General features: G+C 52.6%; 17 protein-coding genes. 4 read left to right on the forward strand and 13 right to left on the reverse strand.

Features of this window, described 5'->3' with window-relative positions:
- Window positions 1-2: 2 nt before the first annotated feature.
- Window positions 3-767, forward strand: a complete 765-nt coding sequence (gene fliR / locus A0129_RS05370; RefSeq protein WP_291713080.1) for a flagellar biosynthetic protein FliR — start codon at window positions 3-5, stop codon at window positions 765-767.
- On the opposite strand, the gene A0129_RS05375 is transcribed toward fliR, so the two are convergent.
- From A0129_RS05375 to ectA, 7 genes are all read right to left on the reverse strand, one after another.
- Window positions 768-1220 carry a response regulator gene (locus A0129_RS05375; RefSeq protein ID WP_291713082.1) on the reverse strand — a complete coding sequence of 151 codons (453 nt, stop codon included), beginning with the start codon at window positions 1218-1220 and terminating at the stop codon, window positions 768-770.
- Window positions 1205-3256, reverse strand: a complete 2052-nt coding sequence (locus A0129_RS05380; RefSeq protein ID WP_291713084.1) for a histidine kinase dimerization/phospho-acceptor domain-containing protein — start codon at window positions 3254-3256, stop codon at window positions 1205-1207. Before A0129_RS05380 ends, A0129_RS05375 begins: the two co-directional genes overlap by 16 nt.
- A gap of 135 nt (window positions 3257-3391) precedes the next feature.
- Window positions 3392-4801, reverse strand: coding sequence for a sodium/proline symporter (locus A0129_RS05385; protein WP_291713086.1), 1410 nt, complete (start codon window positions 4799-4801; stop codon window positions 3392-3394).
- A 1-nt stretch (window position 4802) separates the two neighbouring features.
- Window positions 4803-5717, reverse strand: a complete 915-nt coding sequence (locus A0129_RS05390; protein WP_291713088.1) for a phytanoyl-CoA dioxygenase family protein — start codon at window positions 5715-5717, stop codon at window positions 4803-4805.
- 21 nt (window positions 5718-5738) lie between these two features.
- Complete coding sequence (locus A0129_RS05395; protein WP_291713090.1) at window positions 5739-6128, reverse strand: ectoine synthase; 390 nt, start codon at window positions 6126-6128, stop codon at window positions 5739-5741.
- Complete coding sequence (gene ectB, locus A0129_RS05400; RefSeq protein WP_291713092.1) at window positions 6125-7459, reverse strand: diaminobutyrate--2-oxoglutarate transaminase; 1335 nt, start codon at window positions 7457-7459, stop codon at window positions 6125-6127. The genes A0129_RS05395 and ectB overlap by 4 nt, the downstream gene beginning before the upstream one ends.
- Window positions 7456-7929 (reverse strand): diaminobutyrate acetyltransferase, encoded by a 474-nt coding sequence (gene ectA / locus A0129_RS05405; protein ID WP_291713162.1) that lies wholly within the window; start codon window positions 7927-7929, stop codon window positions 7456-7458. Before ectA ends, ectB begins: the two co-directional genes overlap by 4 nt.
- Between ectA and A0129_RS05410 the strand changes: the two genes are divergently transcribed.
- From A0129_RS05410 to A0129_RS05420, 3 genes are all read left to right on the forward strand, one after another.
- Window positions 7855-8034, forward strand: coding sequence for a hypothetical protein (locus tag A0129_RS05410; protein ID WP_291713165.1), 180 nt, complete (start codon window positions 7855-7857; stop codon window positions 8032-8034). The two genes, ectA and A0129_RS05410, sit on opposite strands and share 75 nt — an antisense overlap.
- Window positions 8035-8277: 243 nt before the next feature.
- Window positions 8278-8760 (forward strand): MarR family transcriptional regulator, encoded by a 483-nt coding sequence (locus tag A0129_RS05415; protein WP_291713094.1) that lies wholly within the window; start codon window positions 8278-8280, stop codon window positions 8758-8760.
- A 102-nt stretch (window positions 8761-8862) separates the two neighbouring features.
- Window positions 8863-9090: a hypothetical protein gene (locus tag A0129_RS05420; protein WP_291713096.1), complete on the forward strand. Its 228-nt coding sequence runs from the start codon at window positions 8863-8865 to the stop codon at window positions 9088-9090.
- A gap of 10 nt (window positions 9091-9100) precedes the next feature.
- On the opposite strand, the gene A0129_RS05425 is transcribed toward A0129_RS05420, so the two are convergent.
- The 6 genes from A0129_RS05425 to A0129_RS05450 all read right to left on the reverse strand — a co-directional run bounded on the left by A0129_RS05425 (window position 9101) and on the right by A0129_RS05450 (window position 15838).
- Window positions 9101-10150: a diguanylate cyclase gene (locus A0129_RS05425; RefSeq protein WP_291713099.1), complete on the reverse strand. Its 1050-nt coding sequence runs from the start codon at window positions 10148-10150 to the stop codon at window positions 9101-9103.
- 88 nt (window positions 10151-10238) lie between these two features.
- Window positions 10239-10763, reverse strand: coding sequence for a chemotaxis protein CheW (locus tag A0129_RS05430; protein WP_291713100.1), 525 nt, complete (start codon window positions 10761-10763; stop codon window positions 10239-10241).
- Window positions 10764-10777: 14 nt separating this feature from the next.
- Window positions 10778-12976, reverse strand: a complete 2199-nt coding sequence (locus A0129_RS05435) for a methyl-accepting chemotaxis protein (protein WP_291713102.1) — start codon at window positions 12974-12976, stop codon at window positions 10778-10780.
- A 20-nt stretch (window positions 12977-12996) separates the two neighbouring features.
- Window positions 12997-15105 carry a chemotaxis protein CheA gene (locus tag A0129_RS05440; protein WP_291713104.1) on the reverse strand — a complete coding sequence of 703 codons (2109 nt, stop codon included), beginning with the start codon at window positions 15103-15105 and terminating at the stop codon, window positions 12997-12999.
- A gap of 3 nt (window positions 15106-15108) precedes the next feature.
- On the reverse strand, window positions 15109-15453 hold the full coding sequence (locus tag A0129_RS05445) for a lipid asymmetry maintenance protein MlaB (RefSeq protein WP_291713106.1): 345 nt from the start codon (window positions 15451-15453) through the stop codon (window positions 15109-15111).
- 19 nt (window positions 15454-15472) lie between these two features.
- On the reverse strand, window positions 15473-15838 hold the full coding sequence (locus tag A0129_RS05450) for a response regulator (RefSeq protein WP_105028561.1): 366 nt from the start codon (window positions 15836-15838) through the stop codon (window positions 15473-15475).
- Window positions 15839-15850: the final 12 nt, after the last annotated feature.

Genomic DNA, 15850 nt, shown 5'->3' on the forward strand with positions numbered 1-15850 from the left:
GCATGGTTCCCATCAACGGCGAACAACTGGAAATCTGGATCGCCTCGTTTTTGTGGCCTTTCATCCGAATTCTGGCGATGCTGGCCACGGCACCGGTGTTCGACAACCGCACCGTGCAACGTCGTACTCGTGTCGGGCTTGCAGCGCTGATTGCCATTCTCATGATGCCCCTGCTGCCGCCCCCCCCAGTACTCAGTTCTGCACAAGCCATTCCGGTTTTAATCCAGCAAATACTGATTGGTGTGGCCATGGGCTTCTCCATGCGACTGGTATTTGCAGCATTCGAAATGGCGGGTGACCTGCTCGGTCTGCAGATGGGCCTGGCCTTCGCACAATTCATCGACCCAGCACGCGGCACACAAACACCACTCATCGGCAGTTTTATGGGGGTGTTGGCCATGCTCACATTTTTGGTCATTGATGGCCACCTGCTGGTCATCGCCGCTGTGGTTCAAAGTTTTGAGTTAATCCCGATCAGCGCAAACCTCGCCGTGGTCAACAGCCAAAGCATCGCCATGGCTGGCAGCATCATGTTCATGCTTGCCCTTCAAATTTCATTGCCTGTCATGGCCGCCGTGTTAATCAGCAATATTGTGCTGGGTATTCTGGCGCGTGCAGCGCCGCAACTGAACGTGATGTCGATTGGCTTTTCGATCACGATTGGTGTGGGTCTGTGGATTCTGTGGGTCAGTCTGCCCTATTTCATCGCAGGAATCGACGGCGCGATTGGACGGCTCTTGAGTATTTCCGTCTTGAATACCGGTTGATCACTCCAGGAAAAAATCCGTGTCCACCGTACAGTCTTTGCCTGCCAGGGGTTCGTTTTTTCGGCCTGAAGTGTGCGAGAGATGGTAGCGAATCACATCCATCAATTGCTCTACTTCGAACGGTTTAATCAGGTAATCGTTGGCGCCCAGGGCAAATGCCTGTTGCAAATCACTGGCATCGCTGCGGGCACTCAACAATACAAACGGCAACTTCTTGAAGTGCGCATCGCCACGTACTGCGCGCAACAGATCAAAGCCATCCATATTGGGCATCATCAAGTCGCTCACGATCATTCTGGGCAAGGCCGCATCGTGTACGCGGCACTCCAGCAACAACCGCAAGGCCTCCTGCCCATCGTGGGCCTCCATCACATCCAGCCCGCTTAACTGCAGCAACTGCGAGAGATTACCGAGAATGGTCAGGTCATCCTCTACGATCATGACGCGCGGCATGCTTCCTCCTTGAGCGACGGCAAATCAACACACAACCAGTGACGACTGCGCCGGTTTTTAATCATGATACGTCCATTGATCAACCGGATGACCCGCTTGGTCAACAGCAAAGTGAAAGGCAAACACTCCCCTTTGAAAGGCACCACGGTTTCTTCGTCATGCGCGGGTTCCAGTTGCCCGCCCTTGATCATCCAGGCCGGCCAATCCAACAACTCAATGCACAGATTCAAAGTGTTCTCATTGGGCATCTTGATGGTGAGTTTGCCCGCATGCGACTCTTTGCTTTCTGCAAACGACAACATTTGCCGCATGGTCTGCGTAAACACATACTCATCGGAATAAAACTCAAATTGATCCAGGCTGGGATGCAATTCATATTCAAGCCAGTGTTGACCGTGTCTGCGGCGCTGCTCAAAGGAGGAAAACTGGCAAAAAACCTTTCGCACATCCAGCTGCGCGATATTCAAATGCTTGCGCGTAAAATTGGCGCCCATGAACATCAGCGTTTCATCCACCAGCGCTCGCAGCGAACGCAACGCTCCGCCAATTTGATCGATGTAATGCAAAGCCGACTCCATATTCACTGGCTCCTTCTGCAAGGAACTTTCCAACAGGGCTTTGGCTGATCCGATCACAGTCATCGGCGTTCGAATTTCATGTGAGAGATACGATACGAACTGAGATTTTCGGGACGACAACAAAGACTCCTCATTCAACTCCTCACGAATGGAAAGCTCCAGATCCATTTCCTCCGTCCGGTCATGGATAATACCCACGGCTTTGCTGGGCAATCCGTAGGCGTTTTTCACCGCCACCAGATGAATTTCAAGCTTCAGCAAAGAACCATATGCGGTTGAATAACGCACCTGCACTGCGCTACTGGGTAAGTTATTGGTGAGACAGGCCTGAAGTGCTGCATCCAGACCCTTGATGTCTTCACTGAGAATGCCAGCTCGCCACGCGGTGGCCGAGATTGCAGATTGTGTTTGATCATCAAATCCAAACAGGCGACGCCACGTTGAACTGAACACCACAGTCTCCTGTTCAATGTCCCATTCAAAGACGCCGTCTTCAAGCGTGGCCACGGCTGCCACCAAACTCTCGACAGACATTTCATGGTCCTGCTGAACGGTTGCAATGGACTTTTCCAACTGCTCGATGCGAGTTCGTTCCAGTTCAAGTTTCTCGGAAGCGGTGGCCACTTGTTCCAAAGCGTCTTGTTTCATCACCTGCAGTTTCTGGTTGTCGGCACGCAGTATCTGCACCGACTTGTCCAGTAACACATAGACATAACACATCAACACCGAAATCATCAGCAGGGCGAAGAAACTGACGAATATCTCGAACCCCGCCCATCCAGTCCACATGCCATACCAGGCCGAGTGCTCCGCCCCAGCCCCCACATGGACAAACCCGATCAGACTTAGCGCAATCATCTGGTTTAAACCCACAATGCCAAAGATGTAAATCATCCGGCTTTGAAGAGGTTTGGATTTACCCACAGAGGTTTCGTGCGCAAAACGACTCAGCAGCCCCATGCACACAAACAGCACCAGATACATGGCGATCAAACCCGACCAACGCACCTGCAATATCTGATGGTTGTTGGGAATGAAAATGAATGCCATGTGGATTAAAAACTGGATCAGAATGCCCAGCGAAGTAAACAGGAACATGAACAGCTTGGCAGCACCTTTGGCCGACTGAACCAGATAGTCCACGTAAAGAAATACGACTATGCACACGGCAAAGGTGAGAACAGTACCGGAAATACTGAAGAGGGCTTCCTTGGCTGAGGGAAGCGTTAAACCCACAAAAGCCGAGGCAAAAAACATGGAAATCACATAGAGGGAAATCAGTACCCCGCGTCGAATCAGGTAGTGGCTATTGGCAATCAGGGGGGGATTTTTGATTCGAACTTCAACACCGACGGTCATGGCCAACAACGAGGCGAAAAAACCAAAGGCCAATCCGGAAAGATGGGCCTCTGAGATTGCTGCCGCTGCGAATGCAAAATCCTCCACCAACCAATTCATGAAACGCACCGCCCCTGATTCGATGTACTCAGCTTCTTGCTGATTTATTTGATAGTGATGCCCGACAAGATTTTGCAAGGCGTTCACACAATTTAACAACTTGGGGTGATGCTCCTATCCCCCCAATCGGGGTAGCTAGGGGTGAAACCTGCTGCGGATACTACTTATTGTGAAAATTGCACCCAAAACAAGGGCACTGAACATGCCCACAGCTCCCTCATAAATGGTGTTCGGGAAACCGTAAAACTTCCAGGCCACGGTGGCCAATACACCAGTGCTGGACATGACAAGCATGGCCAGTGAGTTGAGCTTCGCACCCAGCACCTGCCAGATCAGGATAGGTACAAATGCGGCACCCAAGGTACCCCATGCCCACACCACCAGCGAAAACACACTTTGCTCGCTCCAAAGACCGATGCCCAGAGCGAAAATCGTGGTGAATCCCGTGGCCGCTTTCAGCAACCACCGGTTCTCGGATGAATGTCGGGGTAAATCTTGTGTCAGTGCCGAGGAACAGGACAACACCAGGGAATCAGCGGTGGACATGGTGGCGGCAAAAATGCCCGCCAGCATTAACCCAGCCAGCCAGGGTGGTAACAAATCGCGCGCCATATTGGGCAGGGCCATCTCAGGATCAAAACCTGAGCTTTCACCAAAATACAGGCGACTGAGCAAACCCACAGCAGTCGCAAAACAATAAAACAGCAAATAGTAACCGTAGTACCACAGGCGAACCTGGTTCATTTGGCGTGTGTTTTGCAAAGCCAGAAAACGACTGACAATGTGCGGCTGCCCCAGTGCTGCCGCGCCAGCAAACATCCAGCCCACCACAAAGGCCAAGGGTCCAATAAAACCCGGAATATCCAGGTTGGTGGGGCTTGGATTCAAAAAACCATCAATGGCACCGGCTTGTTGAAATACCGCCTGCAAACCACCCAAATGGTTCACTGCCGCAAGCAGCAACACGACCATGGACACCACCATCAACAGCGATTGCACCGCATCAGTCCAGATGGAAGCACGCATGCCGCCTGCAATGCTGTAAGCAATCACGACCAAGGCCACCATGCCCATGCCAATGGCCATGGGAATGTCCAGCATGCCTTCCAACGCCTTGCCGCCCGCCGAAATTTGGGCGGCTGCGTAGGTGCTCAAAAAGACAACACTGACCAAGGCGGCCAACACTTGCCAGCTTCGGTTGCGGGTGTCTCCCCATCGCGCCAACAAGCTGATGATTCCATTGGCGTGCACGCGCTCTGCTTCATCGCGCATGCGCTCATGCGCCACTTTCGAGCCAATCAAATCGCCTGCGATCCAGCCCACCATCAGCCACACGGACTGAATGCCCACTGCATAGGTGTAGCCAATCAGGCCGATGAACATGTAACCGGAATTGTTGGTGGCCACCGCCGACAGGCCCACCAGCCAAGGGGGCACACTGCGACTGGCCACAAAGTAGTCGGCCGCGCTTGCCTTGGCCTGGCGTGCTGAACTCAAGCCGATCAGCAACACCAAGGCAAGGCAAATGAAGAAGCTTGCGCCCAAATTAAGCGGGCACCTGCAAGGTCAATGGCTCAACAGTGCGCGTGGCCAAGAACTCAGGCCGAGGGTTGTCCGCGGCATACGGCGAATTCAGCACGTTGCTGACTGCGTTGTACACATAGAACAAATTGGCACGCAGATGGTCACTGGTATTCTTGCCCGCACCATGCATGACATTGCAATCGAACAGCAACACCGAACCCGCTGGTGCGACCACTTCCTGCACGCCACCGTTTTCTTCGAGCAAGTCCAGAAACAAGGCGGGTGGTTTGCCCACAGCCTGCTTTCTGAAAGCTTCCTGATACACTTGCGTATCCGGTGTTTCGCCCGGGCAGGCCACGAAAGTTTTATGGCTGCGTGGCATGAACTTCAAAGAGCCATCGGCAGAAATTTCGTCGGTCAGCAGTACCGTGGCGCTGATGGCGCGCATGCCGGGCATGCCATCTTCAGCGTGCCAGGTTTCAAAGTCGCTGTGCCATTCAAACCCACTACCGTACTGCGGGCTTTTAAAGTTCAGGCGCGATTGGTGAACGTAAACCGAGTCGTTCAACAAAAACTGAACCACCTCCAGCATGCGCGGGTTGCTTGCGGTGTCTTTGAGCAAACCTTCCATGCCGTGCACGCCAAACAAGGTGCGTAGCTGTTCAGTATCGGCCTCCTTGATTAACTGGCCTGGGTGTGTTTGCGCGCAGTTTTTGCTCACCCGCTCAGCGACTGCACGCAACTCATCGAGTTCATGAGCAGAAAATACATCGGTCAATACCAAATAACCATCGCGCTCAAACTGCTGCACCTGCGCCTGGCTCAAAGGTGAGTCTTCATTCCACTCGCCGTGAACCACCGGCTCGGCACGTCGAATCAAGGCGCCTTCCGATTTGTCACGTGTGGGGTAGGGATCTCTTACGGCTGAAACAATCATTGTGTTTTGCCTCCTTTTTATTTATTCGGCCAGCGCAGGGTATGCGCCGGTTTCATCATGCACTTCCGCACCAGTCACGGGTGGGTTGAACACGCAGGCCATGATCATGGGCTCGTCGAATGCACGCAGAATGTGCGGGTCGTGCAAGTTCAAGGCGTACAGGGTGCCTGCCTCAATCGGGTACACCTTGCCATCAAGCTTGCTTTCAATCTCGCCCTTGCCGCTGACGCAATACACGCTCTCAAGATGGTTCTTGTAGTGCATGTGCAATTCAGCCTTGGCATGAATGGTCGTGATGTGGAAGGAAAACCCCATCTTGTCATCGCGCAACAGCATGCGAACACTGTCCCAACCCTTGGAATGAATGTGCTTTTCCGTGCCTTGTACTTCGCTCAGTTTTCGAACAATCATGCTTTCACCTTTTTGCTGTTGGCATCTTTCTCGGCCTTGGCGCTAACTACAGCCACGGCTTTCTCCAGAATGGTCAAACCTTTTTTCAGGTCTTCCATTTCGATGTTCAGGGCGGCAAATACTTTCACCACCTGCCCATCGTTGCCACAGGTTTCAATAATCATGTGGTGCTTGAAACACTCGGCCACCACTTCATCGGCCAAAGCACCGTTTTGCATTTCAATGCCCTGCATCATGCCGCGGCCTTTCACCTGCACGGTGACGTTGTCATTGGCCGTCAAAATGCGGTTCAAACTTTGGTTCACCACATCGGCACGCTGCGCAATGCCACGCTCGAATGCCGGGTTGGCCCAGTACTTTTCCAGCGCTGCCGCAGCGGTAATAAACGCATGGTTGTTGCCGCGGAAAGTGCCGTTGTGCTCGCCGGGCTTCCAGAAATCAAGGTCGGGGCGAATCAGCGTAACCGCCATGGGCAAGCCCATGCCGGAAAGCGACTTGGACAGGCAGATCAGGTCGGGCTCAATACCCGCTTCTTCGAAACTGAAGAACGAACCGGCACGACCAACGCCAGCCTGAATTTCGTCCAGAATCAACATGGCGCCGGCCTTGCGGGTCACCTTGGCCAGGTTCTTCAGCCACTTCATGGAGGCTGGGTTCAAACCACCCTCACCTTGCACGCCTTCTACAATCACAGCCGCCGGTGCGTCCTGACCACTCGACTTGTCGGTCAGCATTTTTTCGAGGTACTCGGTAGTGTCCACGCCTTCACCCATGTAACCGTCGTAAGGATAACGATCAACGCCACACAGTGTTGAGGCCGATGGGCTGCGGTGGTGGGTGTTCGCCGTGCAAGCCAGGGCACCTTGGGTTACGCCATGAAAGCCGTTGGTAAAGGCAATTACCTGCTTGCGCCCGGTAATTTTGCGGGCCAGTTTGATGGCTGCTTCAACCGAGTTGGTGCCAGTGGGGCCTGTAAATTGAATGCGATATTGCATGCCACGCGGCTTCAAAATATGGCGGTTGAATGCATCAATGAATTTGGCCTTGGCGGCGCTGTGCATGTCCAGGCTATGGCCAATGCCGTCGTCCACAATGTAGTCAAGCAATGCCGATTTCATCTCTGGATCGTTGTGCCCGTAGTTCAACGAGCCTGCCCCAGACAGGAAATCGAGATAATCCTGACCATTCATGTCGGTCATATAGCTGCCCTTGGCCCGCACGAACAGGGTAGGAAAGCTGCGGCAGTAGCTGCGCGCTGCCGACTCGTTCTTTTGAAACGTGCGAATTTTGCTCAGGGTTTGAAAGTCGATTGACTTGCTTGAGTCACTCATTGTTGTACTCCTTGAGTTTGTAGGAATGTCGCCACAGGCGATGTTGGCAAAGCGATTTCCACCAAGACTTCAGTGTGGTGTCGGCCGCCAAAATGAGACTGTTCCTCGAACCAGTCTCGTGAAGACAAATCGCTGCCCCAGTCGCGAGCCAGTGATTTGAAAAGTCCCCATGACGCCGCATTGTCAGGCGTGATGGATGTATGAATTCTTGAAATGCCGATTTGCTGGGCTACCACCCAGTTGATGAGCCTCTTGCCCAAACCGAGGCCACGGGCTTTCTCACCCACCGCCACTTGCCATACAAAAAAAGTGTCTGCTTGCCTGGGTGGAATGTAGCCAGATACCCACGCTACGGGCTCGCCATGCCAAGTCGCCACAACGCAGGAGGATGCGAAATGACTGCACTGGAGAAGGTACAAGTAATGGGAATTGAGATCGAGGGGTTTGCAGGCATCCACGAGGTCGAACACGGCAGTACCGTCTTCAAGCACGGGATGTCGCAAAACGACATCATCGTTGGACATTTGGATGAGATGGCTCTGTTATTGGCAGACCCATTTGTTATTAAAAAATGAACTACTTCTCATCCTTTCGTAAAAGCTCATTATTACAAATCAATGTAATAAAGAGTTTTTATGAAAGAACAACTCAATAATAGTTTATTTTATAAACTAATGCAAACATGAAACCAACTCAGATCAACATACGCCAAAACGTTAAATTTGGTGGGATTGCTCTAAGCGTATGAAATTCCAACTCACCAGACCGGTTAATCACTACAATTCATCAAAATGAATTAAATCACCGGGTTAGCGCGCATGGACAGCACCTTACAAGACTCACTTATTTCGCTTCGCCGAATTATTCGCGCCACAGAATCGGGTGCCCGAGAGCTGGCCAAAAAGGCCGACATGGCCACCTCTGAACTTCTGACATTGCAATCCGTGGCGGATAACCCTGGCATTTCCCCCGGCGAGCTGGCCAAGTCGCTCAGCCTTTCTCCTGTGACCTCCACGGTAATTCTGCAAAAACTGGAAAGCCGCGGTTTGATCGAGAAAATTCGCAGTACTGTGGACAAACGCAGACTCGAAGTCGTGTTGACGGAAAAAGGCAAACACGAGGTCAACGACGCACCGTCCAGCCTGCAAACCCGTTTCGCCGAGCGCTTTGGGCAACTCCAAAATTGGGAGCAACATTTGATTGCATCGGTGCTGGGGCGGGTCACCACACTGCTGGGCGCAGAGGCCATCGACGCCTCGCCCATTCTCGATGTGGGCGAAATTGACAAACCGACCAAATAACCTTGGCAAAACTGTCAAATAAGAATTGACTTATTGTTTATTATTTTTAATAATTGTTCCCAATTTACAACATTTCACACTTTTTGAGTTTGACTGGTTCACATGTTTGATTTAGGCGCATTTTTTAGACGCAACAGAAAAGTGTTGTGGTTTGCCATCGCAGCATTCATGGTGACCTTCATTTCAATACAAGTCAGTAAAGCCTTGGCCACGCGAGATTCCAACTACGGTGAAATCGCTGAATGCACCTATGTGCACCAAGCACCCGAGCTTCAAACCCCAGCAAATCCGCAAAAGTCCAGCAGTACTTACTGCCCCACCAAAGGCTGAATTCTGCACGCTACAGTGTTTGAACCAGCACCTGGTTTTTACCGGTCCGCTTGGCCTGGTACATAAGCTGGTCGGCACTGGCCAGCAGCTTTTCAAGACTGACTTCATCGAAAGCATTCACCTGCAACACCCCCACGCTTGCCGATACTGGCAAATCCGGGCAGGTATAATCAATCGCCTCTGCGATGGCTGCGCGAATTCTTTGCCCCAAATGTTCGGCGGTATCCGGGCGGCAACAACCCATACTCAACACCACAAACTCATCGCCCGACAGGCGATAAACCTTGTCCTCAGCGCGCAATCGAACAGACAGTTTTGAACTGATGCGTTTGAGCAGTTTGTCACCCGTCGCGTGGCCCAGGGTGTCATTGACCATTTTGAAGTTGTCGAGATCGAGAAAAGACAATACAAAGGGTTCCTTTGCATTGAGCATGCGCCACACTGCGTTCTCCAGTGCTTTTCGATTCAAGCTACGGGTTAAAGGGTCGGTCAGGTTTTCCTGACGAAGCGACCTTGAGCTGGCCTGAATTTTTACACTGACACCATAAAACTGTACCGGCAACACCAACAACAGAAACAGGTTGGCATAGACCAGTTCAAGATGAACTTGCCAGTAAGGAACAGACAAAGCCAAACCCGACACCATGGCGACACCCAAGCCGATGTGACACGCCAACATGCAGGGTCCATAACGAATGCCCCGGATTAAAGCAACCACGGCAATAAGAGGGGACAAGGGTGCAAGGAATTCGGGTGCGACAACCAGCCCCCAGGCAATCATGGGAAGGTCAAGACAATAACTGGGAAGCTCGATTTTGTCCCAGTGACGCTCACGGTTGGAGATCAACCAGGATTGAAGCAAGGCGAGATGAAAATAGATACCCAGGGCGATCATGAACACCAAACGGGCGTTGCTGCCAACAATGGCACCGCCGGGCGCAAAAAAGAACACGATGAGAAAGGAAAGCCCGGCAAAGGCCATTCTCTGCCTGGCACGGGAGGCACTGTCTGAAATATCGAGGACGTATTTAAGTTTGAACATGCGATTGAGATATCTCATGGTGCCCCACCGGGGGAACATCCCTCCGGTGGGTGTGTAAACCCATGATCTCAGTGACGCATCAAGGCCTTCAGTTCCAAGAAGTTAATCAGGCCACTGCCGCAGCGGCAGCCTCTTCAAGGTCGGTGGGAATATCGAAGTCCAACAGGCGTTCTACGTTCAACACGAGCACGAACTCGTCGTCTACCTTGCCAATACCGCGCAAGAAGTCGGTTTTTACACCGGCACCAAACTGCGGTGGCGGCGCAATACACTCGGCATCAATGTCGACCACGGCATTCACCGCGTCCACCATGAAGCCAACCACTTGTGTTTCATCGGCCATTTGCGATTCAAGAATCACAATGCAAGTGCGGCGGTTGATGGTGGTTTTGCCTTGCCCAAACCGGGCACTCAAATCCACCACAGGCACCACAGAGCCGCGCAGGTTGATCACACCACTGATGCACTGCTGCATCATGGGCACTACAGTAATTCGGCCAAACTCGATGATCTCTTTGATCCGGAGAATTTCCACCGCCAGTTTTTGTCCATGTACCTGAAAAGTCAGGTACTGGTGACTGGCGCTGTCACTCTCCAAGGCATTGGCCAATTGTTCATTGACATTGCTCATGGTGAGTGCCCCTATTAAAAGTCGTCAAAACTGTCAAAACCATCTGCACCGCCATGGCTGCTGGCTTTGCCAGGTGCTGGTTTGCGCTCGGCATGGCTGGATGCCCGCGTGCTGGCTCGGCCAGAACCTGTATCAAAGAACGCCATGGCGTTGTTCAGCATGCTGGCCTGGCCGCTCATTTCCTCAGCGGTTGCAGCCAACTCTTCAGAAGCCGCTGCGTTCTGTTGGGTTTGCTGGTTCAAGCTCATCATGGCCTGGTTAATTTGCGCAACGCCGTTGGTTTGCTCGTTCGACGCTGCAGTAATTTCCTGAACCAGATCCGACGTGCGGTTAATCGCTGGCACCATTTCCTGCAGCAAGCTGCCCGCACGTTCGGCCTGTTTCACACTGCTGCTGGCCAGGTCACCAATTTCCTGTGCAGCCACCTGGCTGCGCTCGGCCAGCTTGCGTACTTCAGCCGCGACCACCGCGAAACCTTTGCCGTGCTCACCAGCTCGAGCCGCTTCAATGGCAGCGTTCAGGGCAAGCAGGTTGGTTTGGTAAGCGATGTCGTCCACGATGCCGATTTTGTCAGCGATTGCTTTCATGGCATTCACAGTTTCAGTCACAGCTCGGCCACCCTCTTTGGCCTCTTCAGCCGCCTTGGTTGCAATTTGATCTGTCACACGGCTGTTCTCGCTGTTCTGCTTGATTGAGCCTGCCATTTCTTCAATACTGGCTGACACTTCTTCCACGCCTGCTGCCTGGCTGCTTGCGCCTTGCGACAAACTTTGTGAGGTCTTGGAGATTTCACGTGCCGCGTTGGTCAGTGAGTCGGCATTGCCACGCACCTCCTGAATCACGTCGCTCAGTCGATCAATCGTGGTGTTCACATCGTCTTTCACTTCACCAAACAGGCCCTTGTAGTTGGCTGTGATCTTCTGGGTCATATTGCCGTTGGCCAGCAACTTCAACACGCGGCCCACGTCTTCCAGACCCACCGAGGTAGTGTTCAACAGACCGTTGACGTTTTGTGCCAGTGTTTTCAGGAAACCTTCCTTGTCGTCCTCGCGAATGCGATCGCTGAAATCGCCATCCGATGCTCGACCCACGATGCCGGAAATTTCATTCTCGATGGCCACTTCAGCAGTGCGGTCACTCCACTCCACCACCGTTCCCAAACGCTCGCCTTCCTCGTTGACCACTGGCGATGCAATCAAGCGGAAGCTGAGCTCACCCACTTTGATACCGGTTTTCAGGGGGGAATTCAAAGCTGCCAACATGCCACGCTGGTGAGCCGGGTTCTTGTGGAAAATATCAATGTTGGCACCAATCAGCTTGCGCACGTTGAAATTGGGCAGACTCTTGCGAATCATGTCCTCATTGCGCGTCATCATGGTGTTCAGTGAATTGTTCAAGTAAGTGATGTGACCCTGATTGTTTGCGATCATCACGTTGGTGGTCACTGAGTCAAGCGCAATGCGAATGGCCAGGTTTTCCAGCGCTGTTTTGCGCTCCAGTTCTGCACGTTCTTCTTCACGTTTGGCCATAGCCACTTCAGCAGTGCGGTCCTTCCATTCCACCACAGTGCCCACGCGGGTACCGGACGCATCGAACACAGGTGTCACCAACAGGTTGAAATGACGCTCACCAATGGTCAGGTTGGTGCTGTAGGAGTCGCGCAAGCGCGCCAACATACCACGCTGGTGGCTAGGTACTTTGTGGAAGCTGTCAATATTGGCACCGAGAATTTTGCGGGCATCAAACTGCGGCAAGTCTTTCTTGATGTCGGTCTCCGCTTCCACCAACATTTTTGACAGTGAGTTGTTCACGTACACAATGTTGTAGTCAGCGTCAGCAATCATCACGTTGGTGGCGACACTTTCCAGCGCTTGAACCTGGCGTTGCGCAAACATGGTTTCCGCTTCCAGCTTTTTCATGGCATCACGAATGGCTGAGGGCAATTCATCGGCTGCGCCCTTGAGCATTTCCTTTTTCCACAACTGGTGAACACTGCGCACCGCCGTTTCTTCCACCTTGCGGGCGCGGTCATTCACGCTCGCAATCATCTCGTTGATTTTGGTGACGACAGACAACACATCACCGCTCAGGTCTTTGGTTGGCAAAGCCTGCAAGGGCTTCTCAAGGTTGGTTTTCAAGCCTGAAATTTCTACCTCCAGACTATCAGCAACTGCAGCCAACTGACCGCTCTTTAAAAAATCAAATGCACCCATGTTCGTCTTCCTTTGTAAAATTACGCGTTGGCCTGCTCAAGGCTTGCTGAAATACTGCTGACTTCTGTAATCAATTTCGGTACATCAATGATCAAGGCCACATCGCCGTTGCCCATGATGGTGGCTCCGCTTATTGCCCTGTTCTGTTCAAACAAATTGCCCAGCGGTTTAATCACTGTTTGTGATTCGCCGTGGAGTTGGTCGGCCACAATGCCGGCTTTCATGCCGCCAAAGCTGACCACAATGATGTTCTCGCGCTTGGGGCGCTTGGCATCGGGATGAAATACTTTGCGCAAACGAACAGCGGGTAAAAACTCCCCGCGAAGGTCGTAGTGAATGTCCATGCGATCATCGGTGCCCAAGGCATCCACTGGCAACTCCAGGCATTCACGCACATACGACAGCGGAATCACATAGACGGATCCGCCCACGCCAATCATGAAACCGTCGATAATGGCCAATGTCAACGGCAGGCGAATCTCGAAGGTGCAACCTTGCCCCGTTCTTGAACGAACTTGTACCGAGCCTCGCAGGGCCTCGATGTTTCGCTTCACCACATCCATACCCACTCCGCGACCGGAAATGTCAGTGACCTTGTCAGCAGTGGAAAAACCTGGCGCAAAAATCAGCATGTTGACTTCAGCATCGCTGAGCGTTTGGTCTGGCGTGACAATGCCTTTCTCAATCGCTTTCTTCAGAATTTTCTCGCGAGCCAAACCACGACCATCGTCATTGACTTCAATCACAATGTGACCACTGTCGTGGTAGGCATTGAGTTGCAGTCGACCCGTGGCAGGTTTTCCAGCGGCAACCCGCTCTTCAGGCGTTTCCAGACCATGGTCCAGCGCATTGCGCACCAGATGCATCAATGGGTCGCCAATTTTTTCCACCACTGACTTGTCCAGCTCCGTGTCTTCACCGGAAATCTCAAGTTGAATTTGCTTGCCCAAGCCCATGGCGGTGTCGCGAACCACGCGCTGAAAGCGCTGGAAGGTTTCACCAATTTGAACCATGCGAAGGCCCAGGGCACCGTCCCGAATTTCTTCAATCAGGCCAGCAACAGCACTGGTTGATTCCAGCATGGCCGTGTGATTCAAATGTTTGGCTTGTTCCACCGTGCCGGCATTGGCAATCACTAGTTCACCGACCAGATTGATCAGCGCATCCAGCTTGTCGGAAGGCACACGAATAAATGAACTGGTGGGAGTGGACTTGCCCGTTGCCTTGGACTTTACCGAGGCCGCTGCAACTGCACTGCCTGCAGCGTCAATCACCTCCGGCGACACTTCTTCTTGTGGCCTGAAGAAACCCGCTTCCTGCAACAGTTCCGTGGCGCGCACTGCCCCCTCGGGCAACGAATTCACCAACTCGTCCCACTGTGTTGGTGTGCAGTGATGGGACAGAATTCTGACCTTGCTTTCTTCAGTCAGAAATTCAAATGCATCTTCAATTCCGGCCTGCCCTTTGTCCGTAACAAAACGCAGTTCGAACCCCAGGTAACACGACTCCGCATCCAGATCAGCGAAGCTGGGCAATGCATCCAGCACGGGCACGACAGCTTGCAACTCGCCGTAGCTTTCCATGTATGAAAAAATGGGCGCCGGGTCAAATCCATCGCACAAAGTGCTACGCCCCAATCGAACCGACACGTGCCAGGTTTGTTGACCGTTGCCTGTTTCAACCATTTTTACTGGCTTGCTGCCTGAAGGTTGTTCTTCGTGCAACAAATACGCTTTTAAACGGGCGGTCAAACCCGCCTGTGCTGACGCCATGTCAGGACTGACCTGCTCAGCATTGCCGCCTGCCTCGATACAATCCACCAATTCAGAAATGTGGTCGCGGCATTCCAGCACCAAGGTGCTCATGTTCGCGTCGAATCCGATTTCAGAATTGCGCACGCGGTCCAGCACGGTTTCAAGGTCATGCACAAAATGCGTGATCACCAGCAGGCCAAATACACCCGCGCTGCCCTTGATGGTGTGCGCAGCGCGAAAGGCCGCATTGAGCACTTCAGTGTCGTTGGGATTTTGCTCAAGCTGCAGCACATAGCTTTCCACCTCCGCGAGCAGTTGGCGCGCCTCGGTGAAAAATATGCCACGCGAGGCATCCAGGTCCAGTTCAAAGGCCATGCCTTAGTTCTCCAAAAAACCAGCGTTGATCCAGGACTGCACGCCCAGCCGGGCAGCCTTCATGGCCACAACCTCTGAGGGTTTGGTCCAGTGCACTCGCAGGTTTACCGCAGGGTCGTTTTGAATGGTCACCAACATTTGCATGCCTGCCGTGTCCACTTCCTGGCAATTGCTCAAATCAAGCACCACCGAAATACCCTGGTTCAAAGACTGACGAATCACTTCAACCAGACCTGCACAATCCGCAATGGTCAAAGTCTCCAAAGCCACTTGCGTGTGCTTGCACGTCGCGATGCTGTTCTCCATCTCGTTCTCAAGGTCTTCTTGCATAATCAGTTCGCTGTGCATGTGCATCCTCCCTGCGGCTTTAGGCCACCAATTTGTTCACTGCGGCAATCATTTGTTCTGGCTTGAATGGCTTGACCATCCAGGCTTTCAGACCCGCCGCCTGCCCTTCACTTTTCAATTTGTCATCCGATTCCGTGGTCAGCATGATGATGGGTACGAACTTGTAAGCCGCCATTTTTTTCACCTCGCGTACGAAGGTGAGTCCATCCATGTTGGGCATGTTCAGATCACTCACAATCAAGCTGATTTTTCGGCCATCCAGCTTGGTCAATGCGTCCTTCCCATCACAACCTTCCACCACATCAAAACCCTGACTTTTCAGGGTCATTGACACCACTTGGCGCAAGGAGGTGGAGTCATCCACGATCAATACGGTTTTGCTCATACAGGTTCTCGT

It is taken from the genome of Limnobacter sp. CACIAM 66H1, assembly GCF_001601825.1.
Lineage (GTDB): Bacteria > Pseudomonadota > Gammaproteobacteria > Burkholderiales > Burkholderiaceae_B > Limnobacter.

What these genes read in the sequence shown, in the direction of transcription:
- A0129_RS05430 (WP_291713100.1), bottom strand. Translation starts at nt 10,763, where the DNA reads ATGAGCAATGTCAATGAACAATTGGCCAATGCCTTGGAGAGTGACAGC.
- A0129_RS05445 (WP_291713106.1), bottom strand. Translation starts at nt 15,453, where the DNA reads ATGCACAGCGAACTGATTATGCAAGAAGACCTTGAGAACGAGATGGAG.
- A0129_RS05440 (WP_291713104.1), bottom strand. Translation starts at nt 15,105, where the DNA reads ATGGCCTTTGAACTGGACCTGGATGCCTCGCGTGGCATATTTTTCACC.
- A0129_RS05380 (WP_291713084.1), bottom strand. Translation starts at nt 3,256, where the DNA reads ATGAATTGGTTGGTGGAGGATTTTGCATTCGCAGCGGCAGCAATCTCA.
- A0129_RS05375 (WP_291713082.1), bottom strand. Translation starts at nt 1,220, where the DNA reads ATGCCGCGCGTCATGATCGTAGAGGATGACCTGACCATTCTCGGTAAT.
- ectB (WP_291713092.1), bottom strand. Translation starts at nt 7,459, where the DNA reads ATGAGTGACTCAAGCAAGTCAATCGACTTTCAAACCCTGAGCAAAATT.
- A0129_RS05425 (WP_291713099.1), bottom strand. Translation starts at nt 10,150, where the DNA reads ATGAGATATCTCAATCGCATGTTCAAACTTAAATACGTCCTCGATATT.
- fliR (WP_291713080.1), top strand. Translation starts at nt 3, where the DNA reads ATGGTTCCCATCAACGGCGAACAACTGGAAATCTGGATCGCCTCGTTT.
- A0129_RS05420 (WP_291713096.1), top strand. Translation starts at nt 8,863, where the DNA reads ATGTTTGATTTAGGCGCATTTTTTAGACGCAACAGAAAAGTGTTGTGG.
- A0129_RS05450 (WP_105028561.1), bottom strand. Translation starts at nt 15,838, where the DNA reads ATGAGCAAAACCGTATTGATCGTGGATGACTCCACCTCCTTGCGCCAA.
- A0129_RS05410 (WP_291713165.1), top strand. Translation starts at nt 7,855, where the DNA reads ATGACTGCACTGGAGAAGGTACAAGTAATGGGAATTGAGATCGAGGGG.
- A0129_RS05435 (WP_291713102.1), bottom strand. Translation starts at nt 12,976, where the DNA reads ATGGGTGCATTTGATTTTTTAAAGAGCGGTCAGTTGGCTGCAGTTGCT.
- A0129_RS05415 (WP_291713094.1), top strand. Translation starts at nt 8,278, where the DNA reads ATGGACAGCACCTTACAAGACTCACTTATTTCGCTTCGCCGAATTATT.
- A0129_RS05390 (WP_291713088.1), bottom strand. Translation starts at nt 5,717, where the DNA reads ATGATTGTTTCAGCCGTAAGAGATCCCTACCCCACACGTGACAAATCG.
- A0129_RS05395 (WP_291713090.1), bottom strand. Translation starts at nt 6,128, where the DNA reads ATGATTGTTCGAAAACTGAGCGAAGTACAAGGCACGGAAAAGCACATT.